We start from the raw sequence: 22524 nt of genomic DNA, 5'->3' as shown, positions 1-22524 counted from the left end.
GACCATGTCACACACGATCGTCGGAGTCGACATCGGCAGCGACGCGCTGCGCGCGGTCGAGCTGACCGACAACGGAAAGGGCCGCCCGGTGCTGCACCGCTACCACGAGCTCGAACTGCCCGAAGGGGCCGTCGCCCGCGGCGAGGTCAGCGAACCGCACACCGTCGCCACCGCGCTCAAGCAGCTCTGGGCCCGCGCCGGCTTCAAGAGCAAGAAGGTCGTGCTCGGGGTCGGCAACCAGCGCGTGCTCGCCCGCGACCTCACGGTGCCGAAGGCGCCGCTGAAGCGCATCCGCGAGACCCTGCCTTACCAGGTGCAGGATCTGCTGCCCGTGCCCGTCGGCGACGCGCTGCTCGACTTCTACCCGGTCTCGGAAGGGGAGGGCGAGGGCGGCCCGGTCGTGCACGGCCTGCTCATCGCCGCCGTGAAGGAGGCGGTGCTCGACAACGTCAAGGCGGCCCAGTCCGCCGGTCTCGCGCCTGAGAACGTCGATCTGATCCCCTTCGCCCTGGTGCGCGCGCTCGTCTCCCGCACCGAGCCCACCGGACCGGTCGCCGTCGTCGACCTCGGCGCCTCGGCGACGACCGTCGTGATCGCCGTCGACGGCGTGCCGAAGTTCGTGCGCATCATCCCCTCCGGCAGCTCCGACCTCACCTCAGCCCTGGCGCAGCGCCTCGAGATCCCGGCCGACGAGGCCGAGCGGGTCAAGCGCCGCCTCGGCCTCGCCGCCCAGGTCGCCACGGTGGAGGAGCACCGCGCCGTGCAGGTGATCTACGACGTCGGCAACGAGATCCTCGCCAGCCTGCGCAACACGGTGAACTACTTCACCAACGTGCACCCCGACTCGCCGGTGCGCAGCATCGTCGTGACCGGCGGGGGAGCGGCACTGCCCGGCTTCCTCAAGGGCCTCGCCGACGTCACCCGCCTGCCCGTCTCCTTCGGCGACCCGCTGACCAACGTCTCGGTCGCCAAATCGGTCGACGCGCAGCAGCTCTCCGACGCCCGCTCGACCCTGTCGGTCGCCGTGGGCCTCGCCCTGGGGAGCGCCGCATGACCGCCTCCGACCTGCCCACCCCGCTGACCGAGCTGCTCGAGGCGCACCCGATCGAGACGGATGCCCCTGCCCGACGCCGCCGCACCAAGTCCGTCGCCCCCGCCGCGCCGGAAGCCCCCGAGCGGAAGCCCCGCGCCCCCAAGCCCGCCAAGCCCGCCAAGGGCCCGCGCCTCACCCTCACCCGGGCCGCGCGCGCCGACGATCTCGTGATCGGCGGCACCCCGCGCGCCTTCCTGCTGCCGCCCGAGGTCGCCGCCGTCGGCAAGGCCCGCCAGGCGCGCAACCTCGTGCTCCTGGTGCTGGTCGCCGTCGTCCTGCTCGCCGGGGGCGCCACCGCCGGCACCTACGTGCTGGCGCAGCGGGCGCAGAGCGAACTCGCCGAGGTGCAGTCCGAGAACGCATCCGTCGTCGCCCAGCAGGCGAGGTATGCGTCCGTGCGCTCCGTGCAGAGCCAGGTCGCGCTCGCCCAGAGCGCCCAGCGCGTGGGCGCCGCGACCGAGATCGATTGGAAGGCGTACTTCGCGAAGATCGACGGGGTGCTGCCCTCGGGCGTCCAGGTGACGGCGATCAGCGGCGAGACCGCCTCGCCCACGGCATCCGTCAGCCAAGACGCCGCCCCGCTCTCGCCGAGCCGCGCCGCGACCGTCACCCTGACCGTCTCGGCAAGCAGCGAGACCGCCATCGCCGACGCGCTCGACGCGATGCAGAAGCTGCCCGGCTACGCCGACGCGGTAGCCGGAGCGATCACGAGCGGCAGCGCAGGGGCCGCCGCCGGCACCCAGGCCACCGGCGATGCCTCGACCGCCACCGCCTCCGGGTCCTGGACCACCACCATCACCCTCTCCCTCACCGACCAGGCCTTCTCGGGCCGCTTCGCCGGAAAGCAGTGACCGCCATGAACTCGAACCGACTGTGGATCCTCGGCGGAGTCGTCATGGCCGTCGCCGTCGCCGTGCTGGCGTGGCTCGTCGGCATCTCACCCCAGCTCGACCAGGCGGCGACCGCCGACGAGCAGAAGACCGCCGCGCAGCAGCAGCTGCAGGCCTCGCAGGTGCAGCTCGCCAAGCTCAAGAAGGACTACGCCTCGATCGGCGAGCTCAAGCAGCAGCTCGCCACGCTGCAGGCCTCCGTGCCGGGAGAGCCCGAGGTCACCGACTTCGTGCGGCAGCTGTCGTCGCAGGCCTCGTCGACGCACACGACGCTCACCTCGATCACGGTCGGCGAGCCGACGGCATACGCGCCGCAGTCCGCCGCCGGATCGACCGCCGCCTCGTCCGGCACGGCGAGCAGCACGGCCACGCCGGCGCCCACCGCTAACGCGACCGCCGCCGCCGTCGCCCCGCCGCTGACCACCGACCCGTCGATCACGACGTCCAACTTCCTGCTGCTGCCGGTCACGCTCGCCGCCTCCGGCGACTACGCGAGCTTGATGGACTTCACCCAGGCCGTGCAGCAAGACGGCCCGCGGCTCTTCCTGGTCGACAAGCTCGATGTGCAGAAAGCGGCCGCGGCCGCGACGGATGGCTCGTCCTCCGGCACCTCGTCCTCCGGCAGCGCCACCGTCGCCGGCTACATCTACGTGCTCGTCGGCAACGGGTCGTAGCCGCGGCGGCCGGTAGCCTGACCGCATGCCCCTCTACCTCCCCGACTTCCACGCGGGACAGACGTTCACGACCCCCGGCCGCACCATCACGGAAGCCGACGTCTACCAGTTCGCCGCGTGGACGAACGACAACAACGAGGTGCACACCAACGCCGAGTACGCCAAGCGCACCCGCTACGGGCAGCGCATCGTGCACGGCATGCTCGGCGCCTCGCTCTGCCTCGGCCTGATCGCGCGCACCGGAGTGTTCGAGGGCAGCGCCGTCGCGCTGCTCGGCATCGACCAGTGGAAGTTTGCCGCGCCCGTTTTCATCGGCGACACCCTGACCTGCACGGTCGAGATCCTCTCCGCGCGCCCCACGAGCTCGGGCGAGTACGGCATCCTCGAGCGGCAGCTCACCCTCGCGAACCAGGACGGCGTGACCGTGCAATCCGGCCGGATGGACGTCATGGTGCTCGCCGCCCCGCTCACCGCATAGCAATCCCGAGGGTCGGCGAGGCGCCTTGCTACCCTGGGGCGCATGAGCGACACGACGCCGACGCCGCAGCGCAGCGAGGAGCCGACCCCCTTGGCCGACGAGACCGCCGCCGCACTGCGCACAGGCGCGCAGCCCACCATTCCTGCCGGCGGCGACCCCGCCGACCACACCGACACCGCGACCGTGCAGCCGCTCGACCCCGGCTACCGCCCGGTCGCCGCTTCCGAGCACGTCGCCCCCGAGCAGTCCGTTCCACAGACCTCGGACGAGGTCGAGCCGACCGCGGAGCCCGCCGACTCGGAGGCATCCGCGCAGGAGGCGCCCGCAGAGACCGCCGCGACGGATGCCCCGGCGGCGGCGCCCGTGAGCGAACCGGTCACCCAGGCCGCCACGACGACCGAGTCCGCCCCTGCCGCCGAGGCCCCGGCGACGCCGACCACCGTCGAGCCGACGGCGGCCGAGCAGCCGGCGCCCGCCGCATCCGTCTCGCAGCCGTCGCCCGTCTATGTCCAGCCGCCCACGCCGCCGAAGAAGCGCAGCAACCGCGGCGTCGGAATCCTGCTCGCCGTGCTCGCCACCGTGCTCTTCGCCGCCCTCGAGATCGCGGCGACCTACGTGATCCTGTTCGTGCGCTTCGGCGCCGACAGCACCCGCGAGTACATCCTCAGCTACGTGGAGGGCTGGGAGTTCTGGCTGCCCCTCGCGGTGTTCGCCGCCGCCTTCATCGCGCTCGTCGCGATCGTGAACCGCGGCCGCTGGTGGGCATATGTCTTCGGAAGCATGTTCGTCGCGGCCCTGGTCTTCGTCGGCTACTTCGCCGCCGCGCTGATCACGAACCGCATCTGGGAGCGCACGCCGGACGAGTTCCGCTCGTTCCTCGGTGACTACTTCCAGGCCAACGTCCCCTACGTGCTGATCGCCTTCACGGCGACGTTCCTCGCCCTCGAGGTCGTCACCTGGATGGGCGCGTGGATCGCCGCCCGCGGCCAGTCGGTCAAGCGCCGCAACGCCGAGGCCGCCGCCGCATATGAAGAGGAGCGAGCCGCGCTCGCGCGCTGAGGTTGACCGGGTTCCGCCGTTACGCGTCGACCGTCGCGTTCTTCGCGACCGTGCTGTACTTCGCGTTCGTCATCGCCGTGTTCGGCGTGACCTCCCTCTTCGCCGGCATCGACGTCGTCGACGACCCGCAGGCCGGCCTGCTGGCGGGCCCGATCGCCGTCGCCGCAGCAACGCTGCTCGTGTTCGGCTGTCTGCTCTGGATCGCGCTGCGGGTCCCCGAGCAGCGGCAGCGCGTCAGCCCCCTCGCCGCGCTCGGCATCGCGGTCGGTGCGTACCTGGCGTATGCGCTGCTCGGCGGCATCGCGGTCTTCGTCGGCGCGGGCGACCCCGTCGCCGGGCTGCTCTTCCTCGGCACCGAATTGACCCGCCCCTTCGCCCCGACCGCCGGCGCGCTCGGGTTCCTCATCGCCCTGCTCTACATGCTCCTGCTGGCCTCGCGGATCCGGCAGCGCGGGCGCCCCGAATGGCCCTGGGAGAAGCATGACGACGACTGAATCCCGCCCCCGCCTGCTCGGCCCCCTCGCCCTGGTCGGCATCGTCGTCGCAGTGCTCGCGAGCGCCGTAGCCGTCACCCTGGGCATCGGCACGATCCCCACGCTCGCCGCGATCTCCTCGCCCGAGCTGCCCGTGCGCCACTACCTCCAGGCCGTCGTGGACGGCGACGTCTCCACCGCCATGAAGCTCGGCCGCATCACGGCAGGCGACGACGACGTGCTGCTGACGGATGCCGCGTATCGCAAGGCCACGGATCGCGTCAGCTCCTTCCAGATCCTCGGAGTCGAGCGCAGCGGGGCGACGGCGACCGTGCAGGCGCGCATCCGTCAGGGCCAGGCCGCGTACACGGCGCAGTTCAAGGTCGCCCGCGCCTCCGCCCCGATCGTTTCGGCCTGGCGCCTCGCCAAACAGTCCCTGCCCACCCTGACCGTGAACCTGCACGGGCCGGACGACATGACGGTGAAGATCGGCGGCCACGCGGTGACCGCCCACGACGGCCAGGTCGTCGAGCGCGCGTTCCCCGGCACCTACGCCATCGACGCGGCTCAGGAGAAGTACTACAGCGTGAGCGCCGGCGCCGTCGCTGCGGTGTTCCCGCCGCAGCAGGCCGCCGCCGCCGAGGTCAGCGCTGAGGCGCAGCCCGCCGCCGTGAGCGCCGCAAAGGATGCCGTCGGCAAGTGGCTCGCCGATTGCGTCGCCCAGACGTCGATGACGCCCGAGGGCTGCCCGTTCTACGCCGAGCCACAGCAGGGCGTCACCTACTCCAACGGCCACTGGACCCTCGACGAGGCTCCCCAGGTCGCCCTCGGCGGGTGGAACGACGAACTCGGCGGCTGGCCGGTGGCCACCAGTTCGCCCGGCTACGTCACCTATTCATCGGATGCCTCCGTCGGCGGCCTCACCGGCACCGCCACCACCGGCTCCCAACCCTTCGAAGTGTCCGGCACGCTGGTCGTCTCGGGCGACTCGGTGCGCTTCGTCCCCTCGTCGGCGTACTCCGACGGCGGCGGCACGCAGATCGGGGACTCCGACGCCTGATCCCGCGCCGAACGCCTAGGGCGAACGGCCCTCACGCGGTTTGGCGCGAAGTGCACGCGTCGCCTATCATTGGCAGGGTGTGCGCTTTGTCGTGCGCATGAACCGTGCGCGGAATCCCGCGAGGCTTCCGATCCCGTTTCATTCGCTGGCACGTACCGAATCCATGAAGGGCACCCCGACCCCGGTCGGGAAGGCCACCCGGCCCGCCCCCACGGCATATCGGATTCGCAGGTCGCGACACTCCCGTCACAACAACGAGTCCGATCCATCCTGCCCGGTGATTCCGGGCGGGGAAGAACATCTGCTGTCACCGTGCAGTTTTCATAGAGGAGCAAGTAGTGCCAACCATTCAGCAGTTGGTCCGGAAGGGGCGCACCCCCAAGGTCGTCAAGACCAAGGCGCCCGCCCTGAAGGCCAACCCGCAGCAGCGCGGCGTGTGCACGCGCGTCTACACGACCACCCCGAAGAAGCCGAACTCGGCTCTGCGCAAGGTCGCCCGTGTCAAGCTCAGCAACGGCACCGAGGTCACCGCGTACATCCCCGGTGAGGGCCACAACCTGCAGGAGCACTCGATGGTGCTCGTCCGCGGCGGTCGTGTGAAGGACCTCCCCGGCGTGCGCTACAAGATCATCCGCGGCGCGCTCGACACCCAGGCCGTCAAGAACCGCAAGCAGGCTCGCAGCCGCTACGGCGCGAAGATGGAGAAGAAGTAATGCCTCGCAAGGGTCCCGCTCCCAAGCGCCCGGTCGTCGCCGACCCGGTCTACGGTTCGCCCGTCGTCTCGCAGCTGGTCAACAAGATCCTGCTCGACGGCAAGAAGGGCCTCGCCGAGCGCATCGTCTACGGTGCCCTCGCCGGCGTCGAGGCCAAGACCGGCAACGACCCGGTCGCCACGCTCAAGAAGGCGCTCGACAACATCCGCCCGACCATCGAGGTCAAGTCCCGCCGCGTCGGCGGCTCGACCTACCAGGTCCCGGTCGAGGTCAAGCCGCACCGCGCCAACACCCTCGCCCTGCGCTGGCTCACCGGCTACGCCAAGGCCCGGCGCGAGAAGACGATGACCGAGCGTCTCACCAACGAGATCCTCGACGCGTCGAACGGCCTCGGCGCCGCGGTCAAGCGCCGCGAAGACACCCACAAGATGGCCGAGTCCAACAAGGCCTTCGCCCACTACCGCTGGTAAGGGCGACGCAGGCGGGCGATCGGATGCCTCGTGCATCCGTCGCCCGCCTGCCCCACAACTTCACCTTCACCGTCATCCAATCGGAGGAACCCCGTGGCACTTGACGTGCTCTCGGACCTGAAGAAGGTCCGCAACATCGGCATCATGGCGCACATCGATGCCGGTAAGACCACCACCACCGAGCGCATCCTGTTCTACACGGGCGTCAACCACAAGATCGGCGAGACCCACGACGGCGCCTCGACGACCGACTGGATGGAGCAGGAGAAGGAGCGCGGCATCACCATCACGTCCGCCGCGGTCACCTGTTTCTGGGCGCCCACCTACGCCGCCAACAACGACGGCAACCGGCACCAGATCAACATCATCGACACCCCGGGACACGTCGACTTCACCGTCGAGGTGGAGCGGTCCCTGCGCGTGCTCGACGGCGCGGTCGCCGTGTTCGACGGCAAGGAGGGCGTGGAGCCCCAGTCCGAGACCGTGTGGCGCCAGGCCGACAAGTACAACGTCCCGCGCATCTGCTTCGTCAACAAGATGGACAAGCTCGGCGCCGACTTCTACTACACCGTGGACACCATCGTGAACCGGCTCGGCGCGAAGCCGCTCGTGCTGCAGCTGCCGATCGGCTCGGAGAGCGACTTCGTCGGCGTCGTCGACCTCATCACCATGAAGGCCCTCGTGTGGCCGGGCGATGCCAAGGGCGACGTGACCATGGGCGCCAAGTACGAGATCCAGGAGATCCCCGCCGAGCTCAAGGACCGCGCCGAGGAGTACCGCCAGACGCTGCTCGAGACCGTGGCCGAGTCGAGCGACGAGCTGCTCGAGAAGTACTTCGGCGGCGAAGAGCTCACGGTCGACGAGATCAAGGGCGCGATCCGCAAGCTCACGATCGCCTCCGAGGTCTACCCGGTGCTGTGCGGTTCGGCGTTCAAGAACCGCGGTGTGCAGCCGATGCTCGACGCCGTGATCGACTTCCTGCCGTCGCCGCTCGACGTGCCGTCCATCGAGGGCCACGACGTGCGCGACGAGGAGAAGATCATCGAGCGCCACGCCGACGCGAACGAGCCGTTCTCGGCGCTCGCGTTCAAGGTCGTCGCGCACCCGTTCTTCGGTCGCCTGACCTATATCCGGGTCTACTCGGGTCACCTCGAGTCCGGCGCGCAGGTCATCAACTCGACCAAGGACAAGAAGGAGCGCATCGGGAAGATCTTCCAGATGCACGCCAACAAGGAGAACCCGGTCGACTCGTTGACCGCCGGCAACATCTACGCCGTCATCGGCCTGAAGGACACCACCACCGGTGACACCCTCGCCGACCCGGCCAACCCGGTGGTGCTCGAGTCGATGACCTTCCCCGAGCCCGTCATCGAAGTCGCCATCGAGCCGAAGACCAAGGCCGACCAGGAGAAGCTGGGCACCGCGATCCAGAAGCTGGCCGAGGAGGACCCGACCTTCCGCACCGAGCTCAACCCCGAGACCGGCCAGACGGTCATCAAGGGCATGGGCGAGTTGCACCTCGACATCCTCGTCGACCGCATGCGCCGCGAGTTCAAGGTCGAGGCCAACGTCGGCAAGCCGCAGGTGGCGTACCGCGAGACCATCAAGAAGACGGTCGAGCGTCACGACTACACGCACAAGAAGCAGACCGGCGGCTCCGGCCAGTTCGCGAAGATCCAGTTCAAGCTCGAGCCGCTCGAGGTCACGAGCGAGAAGACGTACGAGTTCGAGAATGCGGTCACCGGTGGTCGCATCCCGCGCGAGTACATCCCGTCGGTCGACGCGGGCTTCCAGGAGGCCATGCAGGGCGGCATCCTCGCCGGCTTCCCGATGGTGGGCGTCAAGGCGACCCTGCTCGACGGCGGCTACCACGAGGTCGACTCGTCCGAGATGGCATTCAAGATCGCCGGCTCGATGGGCTTCAAGGAGGCCGCGCGCAAGGCCAACCCGGTCCTGCTCGAGCCGCTGATGGCGGTCGAGGTGCGCACCCCCGAGGAGTACATGGGCGACGTCATCGGCGACCTGAACTCCCGCCGCGGCCAGATCCAGGCCATGGAGGATGCCTCGGGCGTCAAGGTGATCCGCGCGATCGTCCCGCTCTCCGAGATGTTCGGTTACATCGGCGACCTGCGATCCCGCACCGCCGGCCGCGCCGTCTACTCGATGCAGTTCGAGACCTACGGCGAGGTGCCGAGGAACGTCGCCGACGAGATCGTGCAGAAGAGCAAGGGCGAGTAGTCGTTCAGCTCCTCGAGCGAGCGTTCGGGCCGAGAAATCGGCCTGGCAAACATCCCGTAACATAGAAACAATCCCCGTAGAATGTCCGGCCGGCACGCGCCGACCGCAGCTTCTACACGAGAGTCCTGAGGAGGACCCACAGTGGCTAAGGCCAAGTTCGAGCGGACCAAGCCGCACGTCAACATCGGTACGATCGGTCACGTCGACCACGGCAAGACCACGCTTACCGCCGCGATCTCGAAGGTGCTCGCCGAGAAGTACCCGTCGGACGTCAACGTCGTCCGCGACTTCTCGTCGATCGACTCGGCTCCCGAGGAGCGCCAGCGCGGTATCACGATCAACATCTCGCACGTCGAGTACGAGACGCCGAAGCGCCACTACGCGCACGTTGACGCCCCGGGCCACGCCGACTACATCAAGAACATGATCACGGGTGCCGCGCAGATGGACGGCGCGATCCTGGTCGTGGCGGCCACCGACGGCCCCATGGCTCAGACCCGTGAGCACGTTCTGCTCGCCAAGCAGGTCGGCGTCCCCTACCTGCTCGTCGCGCTGAACAAGGCCGACATGGTGGACGACGAGGAGATCCTCGAGCTCGTCGAGCTGGAGGTCCGCGAGCTGCTCTCCTCCCAGGGCTTCCCCGGCGACGACGCTCCGGTCGTGCGCGTGTCGGGCCTCAAGGCTCTCGAGGGCGACCCGAAGTGGGTCCAGTCGGTCCTCGACCTCATGGAGGCCGTCGACGAGTCGATCCCCGACCCGGTGCGTGACCGCGACAAGCCGTTCCTGATGCCGATCGAGGACGTCTTCACGATCACCGGTCGTGGCACCGTCGTCACCGGCCGTGCCGAGCGCGGCACCCTCGCCATCAACTCCGAGGTCGAGATCGTCGGCATCCGTCCGACGCAGAAGACCACGGTCACCGGTATCGAGATGTTCCACAAGCAGCTCGACGAGGCGTGGGCCGGCGAGAACTGCGGTCTGCTGCTGCGCGGTACCAAGCGCGAGGACGTTGAGCGCGGTCAGGTCGTCGTCAAGCCGGGTTCGGTCACGCCGCACACCGAGTTCGAGGGCACCGCGTACATCCTGTCCAAGGACGAGGGTGGCCGCCACAACCCGTTCTACGCGAACTACCGTCCGCAGTTCTACTTCCGCACCACGGACGTGACCGGTGTCATCACCCTTCCCGAGGGCACCGAGATGGTCATGCCGGGTGACACCACCGACCTCCACGTCGAGCTGATCCAGCCGATCGCGATGGAGGAGGGCCTCGGCTTCGCCATCCGTGAGGGTGGCCGCACCGTGGGCGCCGGTACCGTCACCAAGATCATCAAGTAAGACGATCGCAAGCAGGTGATCGAGTAGCAGCGCAACTGCGCATCTCGATCCAAAGGGGTCGGGCCTTCGGGCCCGGCCCCTTTCCCGTGTCTCCCGCAGCGACCCGCGCCGGGCGAGGACCGGCGCGGTCATAAGCACGACACGCCCGGGTTGCAGCAATGGGTTTCGTCTGGCAAACTTGTAGGGTTCAACATTTCGGCACGTGAGGCGGATGCCTCGGCCGGATCACTGCCAGGCAGTGCATAGCCGCCCATCGGGACTCAGGCTAGGCCGCGGGCAGGAGAACACCTCGCAAAAATCCGACAACGGTGACCACGGGACACGTCTGTGCCTGCGGCGGCCGCGCCGGACGCATGCGTTGAAAACCGAAGAGTGGTGCTACACCACGAGCTTCGAGCGGCACCCCGCTCGGAGCACGTCGCGTCCAATGCAGGCCCGGAAGCCTGTACGACGCCTTACACGAGAGCGAGTCAGTGATGGCGGGACAGAAGATCCGCATTCGACTGAAGTCGTATGACCACGAGGTCATCGACACCTCGGCACGCAAGATCGTCGACACGGTCACCCGCGCGGGTGCGACCGTCGTCGGACCGGTGCCGCTTCCGACCGAGAAGAACGTGGTCGTCGTGATCCGTTCGCCCCACAAGTACAAGGACAGCCGCGAGCACTTCGAGAAGCGCACGCACAAGCGGCTGATCGACATCATCGACCCGACGCCCAAGGCCGTCGACTCGCTCATGCGCCTCGACCTGCCTGCCGACGTCAACATCGAGATCAAGCTGTAAGGGGGCCGGGCGAACATGTCTAACACTCAGACCAAGACCGTCAAGGGCCTGCTCGGCAAGAAGCTCGGGATGACCCAGGTGTGGGACGAGAACAACAAGCTCATTCCCGTCACCGTCGTCGAGATCACTCCGAACGTGGTCACCCAGATCCGCACCCCCGAGGTCGACGGCTACGACGCCGTGCAGATCGCCTACGGCCAGATCGACCCGCGCAAGGTGAACAAGCCGGCGACCGGCCACTTCGAGAAGGCCGGCGTGACGCCGCGTCGCCACCTCACCGAGGTCCGCACCGCTGACGCCTCGAGCTACCAGCTCGGCCAGGAGCTCACCGTCGGTGAGACCTTCGAGGCCGGCCAGCTCGTCGACGTCGTCGGCACCTCGAAGGGCAAGGGCACCGCCGGTGTCATGAAGCGCCACAACTTCAAGGGCGTCTCCGCTTCGCACGGTTCGCACCGCAACCACCGCAAGCCGGGCTCCATCGGCGCGTCCTCGACCCCGAGCCGTGTGTTCAAGGGCATGCGGATGGCCGGCCGCATGGGCGGCGAGCGCGTGACCGTTCTCAACCTCACGGTGCACTCGGTCGATGCCGAGAAGGGCCTGCTGCTCGTCAAGGGCGCCGTCCCCGGTGCTCGCGGCCGCATCGTTTTCGTCCGCAACGCAGTGAAGGGAGCGTAGTCCATGACTGCACTCGACGTCATTGACGTGAAGGGCAAGAAGGCCGGCTCCGTCGAGCTGCCCGCAGAGCTCTTCGACGTTCAGACCAACGTCCCGCTGATCCACCAGGTCGTCGTCGCCCAGCTCGCCGCAGCGCGCCAGGGCACGCACAAGACCAAGAACCGCGGCGAGGTGTCCGGCGCCGGCCGCAAGCCGTTCAAGCAGAAGGGCACCGGTCGGAGCCGTCAGGGCTCCGTTCGTGCGCCCGAGCACACCGGCGGTGGCGTCGTGCACGGCCCCGTGCCGCGCAGCTACGCGCAGCGCACCCCGAAGAAGATGATCGCCGCCGCTCTGCTCGGCGCCCTCTCTGATCGGGCCCGCGCCGGCCGTCTCCACATTGTGGAGGGCCTTGCCGCAGACGCGCCGTCCACCAAGAACGCCAAGCAGCTCCTCGCCGGCCTGGGCGTCACCAAGAACGTGCTCGTGGTCCTCGACCGCGACGACGAGAACGGCTGGCTCTCGGTTCGCAACCTGACCACCGTCCACGCCCTCCCCGCCGACCAGCTGAACGCCTACGACGTGCTGGTGAGCGACGACATCGTCTTCACCAAGCCGGCGTACGAGGCCTTCACCGCGGCGAAGACCACCAAGGAAGAGGTGACCGCGTAATGGCCGCCGTCAACAAGGACCCGCGCGACGTCATCATCGCCCCGGTCGTGAGCGAGAAGAGCTACGGCCTGATCGACGAGGGCAAGTACACCTTCGTCGTCGACCCGCGCTCGAACAAGACCGAGATCAAGCTCGCCATCGAGTCGATCTTCAAGGTCGAGGTCGCGTCGGTGAACACCCTGAACCGTCAGGGCAAGACCCGCCGCACCCGTTTCGGCACCGGCAAGCGCAAGGACACCAAGCGCGCCATCGTCACGCTCAAGTCCGGTTCCATCGACATCTTCACGGCTGTCGGCTAGGAGCGAAGGAAGAACAATGGCTATCCGTAACTACAAGCCCACGACCCCCGGTCGTCGCGGTTCGTCCGTTGCCGACTTCGCTGAGATCACCCGGTCGACGCCCGAGAAGTCGCTGCTGCGCCCGCTGGCCAAGACCGGCGGTCGCAACAACCAGGGCCGCATCACGACCCGCCACATCGGCGGTGGCCACAAGCGCCAGTACCGTGTCATCGACTTCCGTCGCAACGACAAGGACGGCGTGAACGCCAAGGTCGCGCACATCGAGTACGACCCGAACCGCACCGCCCGCATCGCGCTGCTCCACTACGTTGACGGAACGAAGCGCTACATCCTGGCCCCGAACGGCCTGAAGCAGGGCGACGTGGTCGAGTCGGGCGCGAGCGCCGACATCAAGCCGGGCAACAACCTGCCGCTGCGCAACATCCCCACCGGTACGGTCGTGCACGCGATCGAGCTGAAGCCGGGCGGTGGCGCCAAGCTGGCCCGTTCGGCGGGCGCCTCGGTGCGCCTCGTCGCGAAGGACGGCCCGTACGCCCAGCTGCGTCTGCCGTCGGGCGAGGTCCGCAACGTCGACGCGCGCTGCCGCGCGACCATCGGCGAGGTCGGCAATGCCGAGCAGTCGAACATCAACTGGGGCAAGGCCGGCCGCCTGCGCTGGAAGGGCGTGCGCCCGACCGTCCGCGGTGTCGCGATGAACCCCATCGACCACCCGCACGGTGGTGGTGAGGGCAAGACCTCCGGTGGTCGTCACCCGGTCACCCCGTGGGGCCAGGCCGAGGGCCGCACCCGTCACCCCAACAAGGAGAGCGACAAGCTCATCGTTCGCCGTCGTCCCACCGGCAAGAAGCGGAAGTAGGAGAAGTAGAAGATGCCCCGCAGTCTCAAGAAGGGCCCCTTCGTCGACGAGCACCTGCTTCAGAAGGTGGTTCGACAGAACGAGGCCAACTCGAAGAACGTGATCAAGACCTGGTCGCGTCGTTCGATGATCGTCCCCGCCATGCTGGGTCACACCATCGCGGTGCACGACGGTCGCAAGCACATCCCGGTGTTCGTCACCGAGACCATGGTCGGGCACAAGCTCGGTGAGTTCGCCCCGACCCGCACCTTCCGTGGACACGAGAAGGACGACAAGAAGGGTCGTCGCCGCTAGTCGGTGACGTTAGGAGGAGAAAGAAATGGTGGAGTCGATCGCACGCGTGCGACACATCCGCATCACGCCTCAGAAGGCTCGTCGCGTCGTCAACCTGATCCGCGGCAAGCAGGCGCAGGAGGCCTTGGCCATCCTGAAGTTCGCGCCGCAGAGCGCGAGCGAGCCGATCTACAAGCTCGTCGCCTCGGCCATCGCGAACGCTCGCGTCAAGGCCGACGCCTCGAACCAGTTCCTGGACGAGCAGGACCTCTACGTCTCGCGCGCATTCGTCGACGAGGGCACCACCCTCAAGCGTTTCCAGCCGCGTGCCCAGGGTCGTGCCTTCCGCATCAACAAGCGCACCAGCCACATCACCGTGGTCCTGGCCACTCCGGACGAAGGGACGAAGTAATGGGTCAGAAAGTCAACCCCTACGGCTTCCGTCTGGGCATCACCACGGACCACGTGTCGCGTTGGTTCTCGGACTCGACCAAGCCGGGCCAGCGTTACGCCGACTACGTCGGTGAGGACATCAAGATCCGCAAGATGCTGACCGACAACCTCGATCGCGCCGGCGTGGCGCGCATCGAGATCGAGCGCACCCGCGACCGCGTCCGCGTGGACATCCACACGGCCCGCCCGGGTATCGTGATCGGCCGCCGCGGCGCCGAGGCTGAGCGCATCCGCACGGACCTCGAGAAGCTCACCGGCAAGCAGATCCAGCTGAACATCCTCGAGGTGAAGAACCCCGAGGCAGACGCCCAGCTGGTCGCTCAGGGCATCGCCGAGCAGCTCTCCGCCCGCGTGGCCTTCCGCCGCGCGATGCGCAAGGGTCTGCAGGGCGCGCAGCGCGCCGGCGCAAAGGGTGTCCGCATCCAGGTCTCCGGCCGCCTCGGCGGCGCCGAGATGAGCCGCTCCGAGTTCTACCGCGAGGGTCGCGTGCCGCTGCACACGCTCCGCGCGAACATCGACTACGGCTTCTACGAGGCGAAGACCACCTTCGGCCGCATCGGCGTGAAGGTCTGGATCTACAAGGGCGACATCACCAACAAGGAACTCGCTCGCGAGCAGGCGTCCAAGCCGAGCCGCGACCGTAACGACCGTCCTCGCCGCGCCCCGCGCAACCAGGCTGAGGCCCCGGTCGCGGAAGGAGCCACGGCATAATGCTGATCCCCCGTCGTGTGAAGCACCGCAAGCAGCACCACCCGGGCCGTTCCGGTCAGGCGACCGGCGGCACGAAGGTGAGCTTCGGCGAGTTCGGCATCCAGGCCCTGACGCCCGCCTACGTGACCAACCGTCAGATCGAGTCCGCTCGTATCGCCATGACGCGTCACATCAAGCGCGGCGGCAAGGTGTGGATCAACATCTACCCCGACCGACCGCTCACCAAGAAGCCGGCCGAGACCCGCATGGGTTCCGGTAAGGGCTCTCCCGAGTGGTGGGTCGCCAACGTCAAGCCGGGTCGCGTCCTCTTCGAGGTCGCCGGTGTCAACGAGCAGCTCGCTCGTGAGGCGCTGACCCGTGCCATCCACAAGCTGCCCCTCAAGGCACGCATCATCAAGCGCGAGGAGGGCGACGCGTAATGGCGATCGGTTCCAAGGAGCTCGCACCCGCCGAGCTCGACACGTTCGACGACGCTCGTCTCACCGACGAGCTGAAGAAGGCCAAGGAAGAGCTGTTCAACCTGCGCTTCCAGGCCGCTACCGGCCAGCTCGAGAGCCACGGCCGGCTCCGCGCGGTCAAGCGCGACATCGCTCGCATCTACACGGTCATCCGTGAGCGCGAGCTGGGCATCCGCGCAGTCCCGGCTCCGACCGAGGCTCCCAAGAAGGCTGCCGCCAAGAAGAGCGCGAAGTCCGCAGGCGCGGGCAAGAACGCAGACAAGACGGCCGAGGCTGAGGCCCCGGCTGCCGAGACCGAGGAGGCATAGTCGATATGGCTACCAAGAAGGCTGAAGCCGAGGTCGCCGAGAAGGCCGCCCCCGCTCGCGCCTACCGCAAGTCCGCTCGCGGCTACGTCGTCTCCAACAAGATGGAGAAGACGATCGTCGTCGAGGTCGAGGACCGCAAGAAGCACTCGCTGTACGGCAAGGTCATGCGCACGACCAAGAAGGTCAAGGCGCACGACGAGCAGAACACCGCGGGCGTCGGCGACCTCGTCCTGCTGAGCGAGACCCGTCCGCTGTCCGCCACCAAGCGTTGGCGCCTGGTCGAGATCCTGGAGAAGGCGAAGTAATGATCCAGAACGAATCCCGTCTCAAGGTCGCCGACAACACCGGTGCCAAGGAGCTGCTGACCATCCGCGTCCTCGGCGGCTCGAACCGCCGCTACGCCGGTCTCGGCGACGTCATCGTCGCGACCGTCAAGGACGCGATCCCCGGCGGCAACGTCAAGAAGGGCGACGTCGTCAAGGCGGTCGTCGTCCGCACCGTCAAAGAGACCCGTCGAGCGGATGGCTCGTACATCAAGTTCGACGAGAACGCGGCGGTCATCCTGAACAACAACGGCGAGCCGCGCGGCACCCGCATCTTCGGACCGGTCGGCCGCGAGCTCCGCGACCGCCGCTTCATGAAGATCGTCTCGCTCGCACCGGAGGTGATTTAGTCCGATGGCCAACATCAAGAAGGGCGACCTCGTTCAGGTCATCTCCGGCGCCACCCAGGCGCGCGGCGGTGACCGCGGCAAGCAGGGCAAGGTCCTCGAGGTCCTCGGCGACCAGAACCGCGTCGTGGTCGAGGGCGTCAACTACGTCACCAAGCACGTGAAGGTCGGCCAGACCCAGCGCGGTTCGAAGACCGGCGGTCTCGAGACCGTCGAGGCGCCCATCCACATCTCCAACGTCGCGCTCGTCGACCCCGAGACGAAGAAGCCGACCCGCGTCGGCCACCGCGTCGAGACGGTCACCAAGGACGGCGTCACGAAGAACGTCCGCGTGCGCTACGCCAAGAAGTCAGGTAAGGACCTGTAATGACCGACACCGCTGCCGTGCAGGCTGGCAAGATCCAGCCGCGCCTCAAGCAGAAGTACAAGAACGAGATCGTGCCGGCTCTGAAGGAGCAGTTCGGTTTCACGAACCCCCACCAGATCCCCGGTCTGGTGAAGGTCGTCGTGAACACCGGCGTCGGTGAGGCGGCCCGCGACGGCAAGATCATCGACGGTGCCATCGCCGACCTGACCAAGATCACCGGTCAGAAGCCGCAGGTCACCAAGGCCAAGAAGTCGATCGCTCAGTTCAAGCTGCGCGAGGGCCAGGCCATCGGCGCGCACGTCACCCTTCGCGGTGACCGCGCCTGGGAGTTCCTGGACCGTCTCCTGTCGCTCGCGCTGCCGCGCATCCGCGACTTCCGCGGCCTCTCCGACCGCCAGTTCGACGGTCACGGCAACTACACCTTCGGCGTCAGCGAGCAGTCGATCTTCCACGAGATCGACCAGGACAAGATCGACCGCGTGCGCGGTTTCGACATCACCGTCGTCACCACGGCCAAGACGGATGACGAGGGCCGCGCCCTGCTGCGCGCGCTCGGCTTCCCGTTCAAGTCCAACGACCAGGCCGCGTAAGCGGACTGGACGATCCCTCCAGGATCATCCGCTAAGATGGCGGGGTTTGTGCCCAGCGCAGGCCCCGCCATCCGGCGGGAACCACGGGTGGGGCATCCGTCTCACCCCTCCACCACAGGTCGCCGTTCGTGTAACGGGCGCGCGAAACCTGGTGACAACTAAGGAATCACTAGTCATGACCATGACTGATCCGGTCGCAGACATGCTCACACGTCTGCGCAACGCGAACAGCGCCTACCACGACACCGTGTCGATGCCCCACTCGAAGCTGAAGGCGCACATCGCCGACATCCTCAAGGCGGAGGGCTACATCGCGGACTGGTCGGTCTCCGACGCCCGCGTCGGCAAGACCCTCACCCTGAACCTCAAGTTCGGCCCGAACCGCGAGCGCTCCATCGCCGGCATCAAGCGCGTCTCGAAGCCCGGCCTTCGCGTGTACGCGAAGTCGACCGAGATCCCCACCGTTCTCGGCGGTCTCGGTGTCGCCATCCTGTCCACCTCCTCCGGTCTGCTCACCGACCGTCAGGCTGAGAAGAAGGGCGTCGGCGGGGAAGTCCTCGCCTACGTGTGGTAATCCGCTATGTCGCGTATTGGAAGACTGCCCATCGACATCCCCGCCGGGGTCGATGTGAAGATCGACGGCCGCACCGTCACCGTCAAGGGTCCGAAGGGTGAGTTGTCGCTCACCGTCGCCAGCCCCATCGAGGTGAAGGTCGAGGAGAACCAGGTCCTCGTCACCCGCCCCGACGACGAGCGTGAGTCCCGTGCCCTGCACGGTCTGACCCGCTCGCTCATCAACAACCAGATCATCGGCGTCACGCAGGGCTACACCAAGCAGCTCGAGATCGTCGGCACCGGTTACCGCGTTGCCCAGAAGGGCTCCTCGATCGAGTTCGCGCTCGGGTTCTCGCACCCCGTCACGGTTGAGCCGCCGACCGGCATCACCTTCGCCGTCGAGGGCAACAACAAGGTGACCGTGAGCGGCATCGACAAGCAGCTCGTCGGTGAGACCGCTGCGAACGTCCGCAAGATCAAGAAGCCGGAGCCCTACAAGGGCAAGGGCATCCGCTACGCCGGCGAGGTCGTGCGTCGCAAGGCCGGAAAGGCTGGTAAGTAAACATGGCGAACAACAGCAAGAATGCTGCGCGCAGCCGCCGCCACTCCCGCCTGCGCAAGAAGATCGTCGGCACCGCGGCCCGTCCGCGTCTCGTCGTCACTCGTTCGGCCCGCCACGTCTTCGTGCAGGTCGTCGACGACGCCATCGGCCACACCCTCGCGTCCGCGTCGACCCTCGAGGCCGACCTGCGCGCGTTCGAGGGCGACAAGACGGCCAAGGCCCGCCGCGTCGGTGCGCTGGTCGCCGAGCGCGCGAAGGCCGCGGGCATCGAGGCGGTCGTGTTCGACCGCGGCGGCAACAAGTACGCAGGCCGCGTCGCGGCCATCGCCGAAGGCGCTCGTGAAGGCGGTTTGGACCTGTGAGCGACGAGAAGAAGAACGTGAAGGAGCAGGACGTGGCTGTAGACCAGGCGACTGCAGAGAAGCCGGTCGAGACTGCCGCGGGCAGCGACACGACCGCGCGTGACACCCGTGACAGCCGTCGCGGCCGTGACCGCGGCAGCCGCGAGCGCGGCGCCCGCAATGACGACCGCAGCCAGTTCCTGGAGCGCGTCGTCACGATCAACCGAGTGTCGAAGGTCGTGAAGGGCGGTCGTCGCTTCAGCTTCACCGCTCTCGTGGTCGTCGGCGACGGCAACGGTCTCGTGGGCGTCGGCTACGGCAAGGCCCGCGAGGTTCCGCTGGCGATCTCGAAGGGCGTCGAGGAGGCGAAGAAGAACTTCTTCCGCGTGCCTCGCGTCGCCTCGACCATCCCGCACCCCGTGCAGGGCGAGGCCGCTGCCGGTGTCGTGCTGCTGCGTCCGGCTGCCCCGGGTACCGGTGTCATCGCCGGTGGTCCCGCTCGTGCCGTGCTCGAGTGCGCCGGCATCCACGACGTGCTGAGCAAGTCGCTCGGGTCGTCGAACACCATCAACATCGTGCACGCGACCGTCGAGGCCCTGAAGAGCCTCGAGGAGCCCCGCTCCGTCGCGGCCCGCCGTGGTCTCGACTACGACGAGGTCGTGCCGGCCCGGATTCTGCGTGCCGAGGCCCAGGCGGCCGAGGCCGCCGCTGCAGCGAAGGCAGGTGCCTAATGGCCGCGCGCCTCAAGGTGACCCAGATCAAGTCCAAGGTAAGTGAGAAGCAGAACCAGCGCGACACGCTGCGCAGCCTCGGTCTGAAGCGAATCGGCGATGTCGTCGTGCGTGAGGACAACGAGCAGAACCGTGGCTATGTCCGCGCCGTCGCCCACCTGGTGAAGGTCGAGGAGATTGACTGATGGCTGACGAGAAGAAGGCGGACGAGACCGCCACGAAGCCGGCCGCCAAGAAGGCCAAGGCCGAGTCGACCGAGGAGCGCGTCAACGTTCTGAAGGTGCATCACCTGCGCCCCGCCGCGGGCGCGAAGAAGGATCGCACTCGCGTCGGCCGCGGTGAAGGCTCGAAGGGCAAGACCGCGGGTCGCGGCACCAAGGGCACCAAGGCCCGCTACTCGGTGCGTCCCGGTTTCGAGGGCGGTCAGCTCAACTCCGTGATGCGCGCGCCGAAGCTGCGCGGCTTCAAGAACCCGTTCCGGGTGGAGTACCAGGTCGTGAACCTGGCCAAGCTCGCCGAGCTCTACCCGCAGGGTGGCGACGTGACCGTCGCCGACCTCGTGGCCAAGGGCGCGGTCCGCAAGAACGAGAAGGTCAAGGTGCTCGGCAACGGCGACATCGCGGTCAAGCTCAACGTGACGGTCGACAAGGTGTCGGCCAGCGCCGAGCAGAAGATCGTCGCCGCCGGCGGTTCGATCAACTGACCCGGCCGGTCTCAGACCGCCGCCGGGCTGACGTAAAGTAGAGGGTCGGGTGGCTTCAGCCCCCGGCCCTCTACCTTTTCCACGATAAGGACGCCCCTTTGTTCAGTGCCGTCGCGCGAATCCTGCGCACGCCAGACCTTCGCAAGAAGATCCTGTTCACGCTGGCGATCATCGCGATCTTCCGGCTGGGGTCGTTCATCCCCTCGCCGTACGTGAACTTCAGCAACGTGCAGACGTGCCTCAATGCGAACCAGGGCACGACCGGGCTCTACGAGCTGGTCAACCTGTTCTCCGGCGGCGCGCTGCTGAAACTCTCGATCTTCGCGCTCGGCATCATGCCGTACATCACCTCGTCGATCATCGTGCAGCTGCTGCGCGTGGTGATTCCGCACTTCGAGACGCTGTACAAAGAGGGCCAGTCGGGGCAGGCGCGCCTGACGCAGTACACCCGCTACCTGACCATCGCACTCGGCGTGCTGCAGTCCACGACGCTGATCACGGTCGCCCGCTCCGGTGCCCTGTTCGGCACGACGAGCACCACCGAGTGCTCCAACATCGTCACCGACACCAGCTGGTACGCCATCCTCCTGATGGTGATCACGATGACCGCGGGCACGGGCCTCATCATGTGGCTGGGCGAGCTGGTCACCGAGCGCGGCATCGGCAACGGCATGTCGCTGCTCATCTTCACCTCCATCGCCGCGCAGTTCCCCACGTCGCTGTGGGCCATCGAGCAGAGCAAGGGCTTCGGCACCTTCCTGATCGTCTGTGTGATCGGCGCGCTCGTGGTCGCCGCGGTCGTCTTCGTCGAGCAGTCGCAGCGCCGCATCCCCGTGCAATACGCCAAGCGAATGATCGGGCGCCGCACCTACGGCGGCAACAACACCTACATCCCGATCAAGGTGAACATGGCCGGCGTCGTGCCCGTCATCTTCGCGTCGTCGCTGCTGTACCTTCCGTCGCTCATCGCGCAGTTCGCGCAGCCCGCTTCGGGCGAGGCCGCCGCGCCGTGGGTGACCTGGATCACCACCTACCTGACCAAGGGCGACCACCCGCTGTACATGCTGCTGTACGCGCTGCTCATCATCGGCTTCACGTACTTCTACGTCGCGATCACCTTCAACCCGGAAGAGGTCGCGGACAACATGAAGAAGTACGGCGGGTTCATCCCCGGCATCCGTGCGGGTCGGCCGACCGCCGAGTACCTCGACTACGTGCTCACCCGCATCACCCTGCCGGGCTCGCTCTACCTGGCGATCGTCGCGCTGATCCCGCTGGTGGCCTTCGCGCTGCTGGGCACCAGCAACCAGTTCATGTTCGGCGGCACCTCGATCCTGATCATCGTCGGCGTCGGCCTCGAGACCGTCAAGCAGATCGATTCGCAGTTGCAGCAGCGCCACTACGAAGGGTTGCTCCGATGACGGAAGCCATCGAAGACACCACCGCCACAGCGGAGGCGCGCCTGCTCATCGTGGGCCCTCCCGGCGCCGGCAAGGGAACTCAGGCGAAGTTCATCGCGTCGTCGCTCGGAATCCCCGACGTCTCCACGGGCGACATCTTCCGCGAGAACATCAAGAACGAGACCCCGCTCGGCCTTAAAGTCAAGGAGATCACCGCGCAGGGTGCGTATGTGCCCGACGAGGTGACCAACGAGATCGTCGCCGACCGGCTCTCGCAGACGGATGCCGCCAAGGGGTTCCTGCTCGACGGCTATCCGCGTACCGCGGGCCAGGTCGAATTCCTCGACGAGTTCCTCGCCGGCCAGGGCGCGGCGCTCGACGCCGTGATCCGCCTGATCGTCGACACCGAGGCCGTCGTCCAGCGCCTGCTCAAGCGCGCGCTCGAGCAGGGTCGTGCCGACGACACGGAAGAGGTCATCCGGCGCCGGCTCGACGTCTACCACACCGAGACCGAGCCGATCATCGACATCTATCGCGAGCGCGGCCTGCTGATCGAGGTCGATGGGCTGGGGCCGATCGAAGAGGTCGCGGGCCGCGTGCACAAGGCGCTCGAGGCCCGGGGCATCCGCCCCGTCGACGACGCCGCGTAGCGCGAT

At 67.7% G+C, this 22524-nt stretch carries 33 protein-coding genes; all 33 read left to right on the top strand.

From position 1 onward, the window contains the following. The first annotated feature begins 4 nt into the window (after positions 1 to 4). The 33 genes from pilM (at position 5) to H563_RS0111060 (ending at position 22518) form a co-directional block, all read left to right on the top strand. Positions 5 to 1054, top strand: a complete 1050-nt coding sequence (gene pilM, locus H563_RS0111220; protein ID WP_022882701.1) for a type IV pilus assembly protein PilM — start codon at positions 5 to 7, stop codon at positions 1052 to 1054. Beyond that, complete coding sequence (locus tag H563_RS0111215; protein ID WP_022882700.1) at positions 1051 to 1944, top strand: hypothetical protein; 894 nt, start codon at positions 1051 to 1053, stop codon at positions 1942 to 1944. Before pilM ends, H563_RS0111215 begins: the two co-directional genes overlap by 4 nt. Positions 1945 to 1949: 5 nt before the next feature. Further along, complete coding sequence (locus H563_RS0111210) at positions 1950 to 2657, top strand: hypothetical protein (protein WP_155865185.1); 708 nt, start codon at positions 1950 to 1952, stop codon at positions 2655 to 2657. Between the two features lie 25 nt (positions 2658 to 2682). Then, positions 2683 to 3135: a MaoC/PaaZ C-terminal domain-containing protein gene (locus H563_RS0111205; protein WP_022882698.1), complete on the top strand. Its 453-nt coding sequence runs from the start codon at positions 2683 to 2685 to the stop codon at positions 3133 to 3135. A 42-nt stretch (positions 3136 to 3177) separates the two neighbouring features. Then, positions 3178 to 4194 carry an ABC transporter permease family protein gene (locus H563_RS16310; protein ID WP_022882697.1) on the top strand — a complete coding sequence of 339 codons (1017 nt, stop codon included), beginning with the start codon at positions 3178 to 3180 and terminating at the stop codon, positions 4192 to 4194. A 2-nt stretch (positions 4195 to 4196) separates the two neighbouring features. Next, entirely contained in the window at positions 4197 to 4688 is a 492-nt protein-coding gene (locus H563_RS0111195; RefSeq protein ID WP_022882696.1) for a DUF6121 family protein, read from the top strand. Further along, complete coding sequence (locus H563_RS0111190) at positions 4675 to 5727, top strand: hypothetical protein (RefSeq protein WP_022882695.1); 1053 nt, start codon at positions 4675 to 4677, stop codon at positions 5725 to 5727. The genes H563_RS0111195 and H563_RS0111190 overlap by 14 nt, the downstream gene beginning before the upstream one ends. Positions 5728 to 6065: 338 nt before the next feature. Continuing rightward, a complete protein-coding gene (gene rpsL / locus H563_RS0111185) occupies positions 6066 to 6440 on the top strand; it encodes a 30S ribosomal protein S12 (protein WP_022882694.1) in 375 nt (124 codons plus the stop codon). Further along, a complete protein-coding gene (gene rpsG / locus H563_RS0111180) occupies positions 6440 to 6910 on the top strand; it encodes a 30S ribosomal protein S7 (protein WP_022882693.1) in 471 nt (156 codons plus the stop codon). Before rpsL ends, rpsG begins: the two co-directional genes overlap by 1 nt. A 93-nt stretch (positions 6911 to 7003) precedes the next feature. Next, a complete protein-coding gene (fusA, locus tag H563_RS0111175; RefSeq protein ID WP_027479365.1) occupies positions 7004 to 9148 on the top strand; it encodes an elongation factor G in 2145 nt (714 codons plus the stop codon). 141 nt (positions 9149 to 9289) lie between these two features. Next, positions 9290 to 10483, top strand: a complete 1194-nt coding sequence (tuf, locus tag H563_RS0111170; RefSeq protein WP_022882691.1) for an elongation factor Tu — start codon at positions 9290 to 9292, stop codon at positions 10481 to 10483. Between the two features lie 476 nt (positions 10484 to 10959). Further along, positions 10960 to 11268: a 30S ribosomal protein S10 gene (gene rpsJ, locus H563_RS0111165; protein WP_027479364.1), complete on the top strand. Its 309-nt coding sequence runs from the start codon at positions 10960 to 10962 to the stop codon at positions 11266 to 11268. A 15-nt stretch (positions 11269 to 11283) separates the two neighbouring features. After that, entirely contained in the window at positions 11284 to 11943 is a 660-nt protein-coding gene (rplC, locus tag H563_RS0111160; RefSeq protein ID WP_022882690.1) for a 50S ribosomal protein L3, read from the top strand. Between the two features lie 3 nt (positions 11944 to 11946). After that, positions 11947 to 12591 (top strand): 50S ribosomal protein L4, encoded by a 645-nt coding sequence (gene rplD, locus H563_RS0111155; protein WP_022882689.1) that lies wholly within the window; start codon positions 11947 to 11949, stop codon positions 12589 to 12591. Beyond that, complete coding sequence (rplW, locus tag H563_RS0111150) at positions 12591 to 12890, top strand: 50S ribosomal protein L23 (protein WP_022882688.1); 300 nt, start codon at positions 12591 to 12593, stop codon at positions 12888 to 12890. Before rplD ends, rplW begins: the two co-directional genes overlap by 1 nt. Before the next feature lie 16 nt (positions 12891 to 12906). Further along, positions 12907 to 13746: a 50S ribosomal protein L2 gene (rplB, locus tag H563_RS0111145; protein WP_022882687.1), complete on the top strand. Its 840-nt coding sequence runs from the start codon at positions 12907 to 12909 to the stop codon at positions 13744 to 13746. A 12-nt stretch (positions 13747 to 13758) separates the two neighbouring features. After that, positions 13759 to 14040, top strand: a complete 282-nt coding sequence (rpsS, locus tag H563_RS0111140) for a 30S ribosomal protein S19 (protein ID WP_022882686.1) — start codon at positions 13759 to 13761, stop codon at positions 14038 to 14040. A 25-nt stretch (positions 14041 to 14065) separates the two neighbouring features. After that, complete coding sequence (gene rplV, locus H563_RS0111135) at positions 14066 to 14431, top strand: 50S ribosomal protein L22 (RefSeq protein ID WP_022882685.1); 366 nt, start codon at positions 14066 to 14068, stop codon at positions 14429 to 14431. Continuing rightward, complete coding sequence (gene rpsC, locus H563_RS0111130) at positions 14431 to 15183, top strand: 30S ribosomal protein S3 (RefSeq protein WP_022882684.1); 753 nt, start codon at positions 14431 to 14433, stop codon at positions 15181 to 15183. The genes rplV and rpsC overlap by 1 nt, the downstream gene beginning before the upstream one ends. Further along, positions 15183 to 15602: a 50S ribosomal protein L16 gene (gene rplP / locus H563_RS0111125; RefSeq protein WP_022882683.1), complete on the top strand. Its 420-nt coding sequence runs from the start codon at positions 15183 to 15185 to the stop codon at positions 15600 to 15602. The genes rpsC and rplP overlap by 1 nt, the downstream gene beginning before the upstream one ends. Continuing rightward, positions 15602 to 15949 carry a 50S ribosomal protein L29 gene (rpmC, locus tag H563_RS0111120; protein WP_022882682.1) on the top strand — a complete coding sequence of 116 codons (348 nt, stop codon included), beginning with the start codon at positions 15602 to 15604 and terminating at the stop codon, positions 15947 to 15949. The genes rplP and rpmC overlap by 1 nt, the downstream gene beginning before the upstream one ends. 5 nt (positions 15950 to 15954) lie before the next feature. After that, positions 15955 to 16254 carry a 30S ribosomal protein S17 gene (gene rpsQ / locus H563_RS0111115; RefSeq protein WP_022882681.1) on the top strand — a complete coding sequence of 100 codons (300 nt, stop codon included), beginning with the start codon at positions 15955 to 15957 and terminating at the stop codon, positions 16252 to 16254. Further along, complete coding sequence (gene rplN / locus H563_RS0111110) at positions 16254 to 16622, top strand: 50S ribosomal protein L14 (protein ID WP_022882680.1); 369 nt, start codon at positions 16254 to 16256, stop codon at positions 16620 to 16622. The genes rpsQ and rplN overlap by 1 nt, the downstream gene beginning before the upstream one ends. Positions 16623 to 16626: 4 nt before the next feature. Then, positions 16627 to 16986, top strand: coding sequence for a 50S ribosomal protein L24 (gene rplX, locus H563_RS0111105; RefSeq protein ID WP_022882679.1), 360 nt, complete (start codon positions 16627 to 16629; stop codon positions 16984 to 16986). Next, on the top strand, positions 16986 to 17576 hold the full coding sequence (gene rplE / locus H563_RS0111100) for a 50S ribosomal protein L5 (RefSeq protein ID WP_022882678.1): 591 nt from the start codon (positions 16986 to 16988) through the stop codon (positions 17574 to 17576). Before rplX ends, rplE begins: the two co-directional genes overlap by 1 nt. 175 nt (positions 17577 to 17751) lie before the next feature. After that, positions 17752 to 18150: a 30S ribosomal protein S8 gene (rpsH, locus tag H563_RS0111095; RefSeq protein WP_022882677.1), complete on the top strand. Its 399-nt coding sequence runs from the start codon at positions 17752 to 17754 to the stop codon at positions 18148 to 18150. Between the two features lie 6 nt (positions 18151 to 18156). Beyond that, positions 18157 to 18693: a 50S ribosomal protein L6 gene (gene rplF / locus H563_RS0111090; protein ID WP_022882676.1), complete on the top strand. Its 537-nt coding sequence runs from the start codon at positions 18157 to 18159 to the stop codon at positions 18691 to 18693. 2 nt (positions 18694 to 18695) lie between these two features. After that, the gene (gene rplR, locus H563_RS0111085; protein ID WP_022882675.1) at positions 18696 to 19055 is read left to right on the top strand and encodes a 50S ribosomal protein L18; all 360 of its coding nucleotides are present in this window, start codon (positions 18696 to 18698) and stop codon (positions 19053 to 19055) included. Further along, entirely contained in the window at positions 19052 to 19765 is a 714-nt protein-coding gene (gene rpsE, locus H563_RS0111080; RefSeq protein ID WP_022882674.1) for a 30S ribosomal protein S5, read from the top strand. The genes rplR and rpsE overlap by 4 nt, the downstream gene beginning before the upstream one ends. Next, entirely contained in the window at positions 19765 to 19950 is a 186-nt protein-coding gene (rpmD, locus tag H563_RS0111075) for a 50S ribosomal protein L30 (protein ID WP_022882673.1), read from the top strand. The genes rpsE and rpmD overlap by 1 nt, the downstream gene beginning before the upstream one ends. Then, on the top strand, positions 19950 to 20468 hold the full coding sequence (rplO, locus tag H563_RS0111070) for a 50S ribosomal protein L15 (RefSeq protein WP_022882672.1): 519 nt from the start codon (positions 19950 to 19952) through the stop codon (positions 20466 to 20468). The genes rpmD and rplO overlap by 1 nt, the downstream gene beginning before the upstream one ends. A 98-nt stretch (positions 20469 to 20566) precedes the next feature. Then, entirely contained in the window at positions 20567 to 21889 is a 1323-nt protein-coding gene (gene secY, locus H563_RS0111065; protein WP_022882671.1) for a preprotein translocase subunit SecY, read from the top strand. After that, entirely contained in the window at positions 21886 to 22518 is a 633-nt protein-coding gene (locus H563_RS0111060) for an adenylate kinase (RefSeq protein WP_022882670.1), read from the top strand. The genes secY and H563_RS0111060 overlap by 4 nt, the downstream gene beginning before the upstream one ends. Positions 22519 to 22524 lie beyond the last annotated feature (6 nt).

The organism is Gryllotalpicola ginsengisoli DSM 22003 (assembly GCF_000419445.1).
Taxonomy (GTDB): Bacteria; Actinomycetota; Actinomycetes; order Actinomycetales; family Microbacteriaceae; genus Gryllotalpicola; species Gryllotalpicola ginsengisoli.
This window is presented reverse-complemented; position numbering and strand designations above follow the sequence as displayed.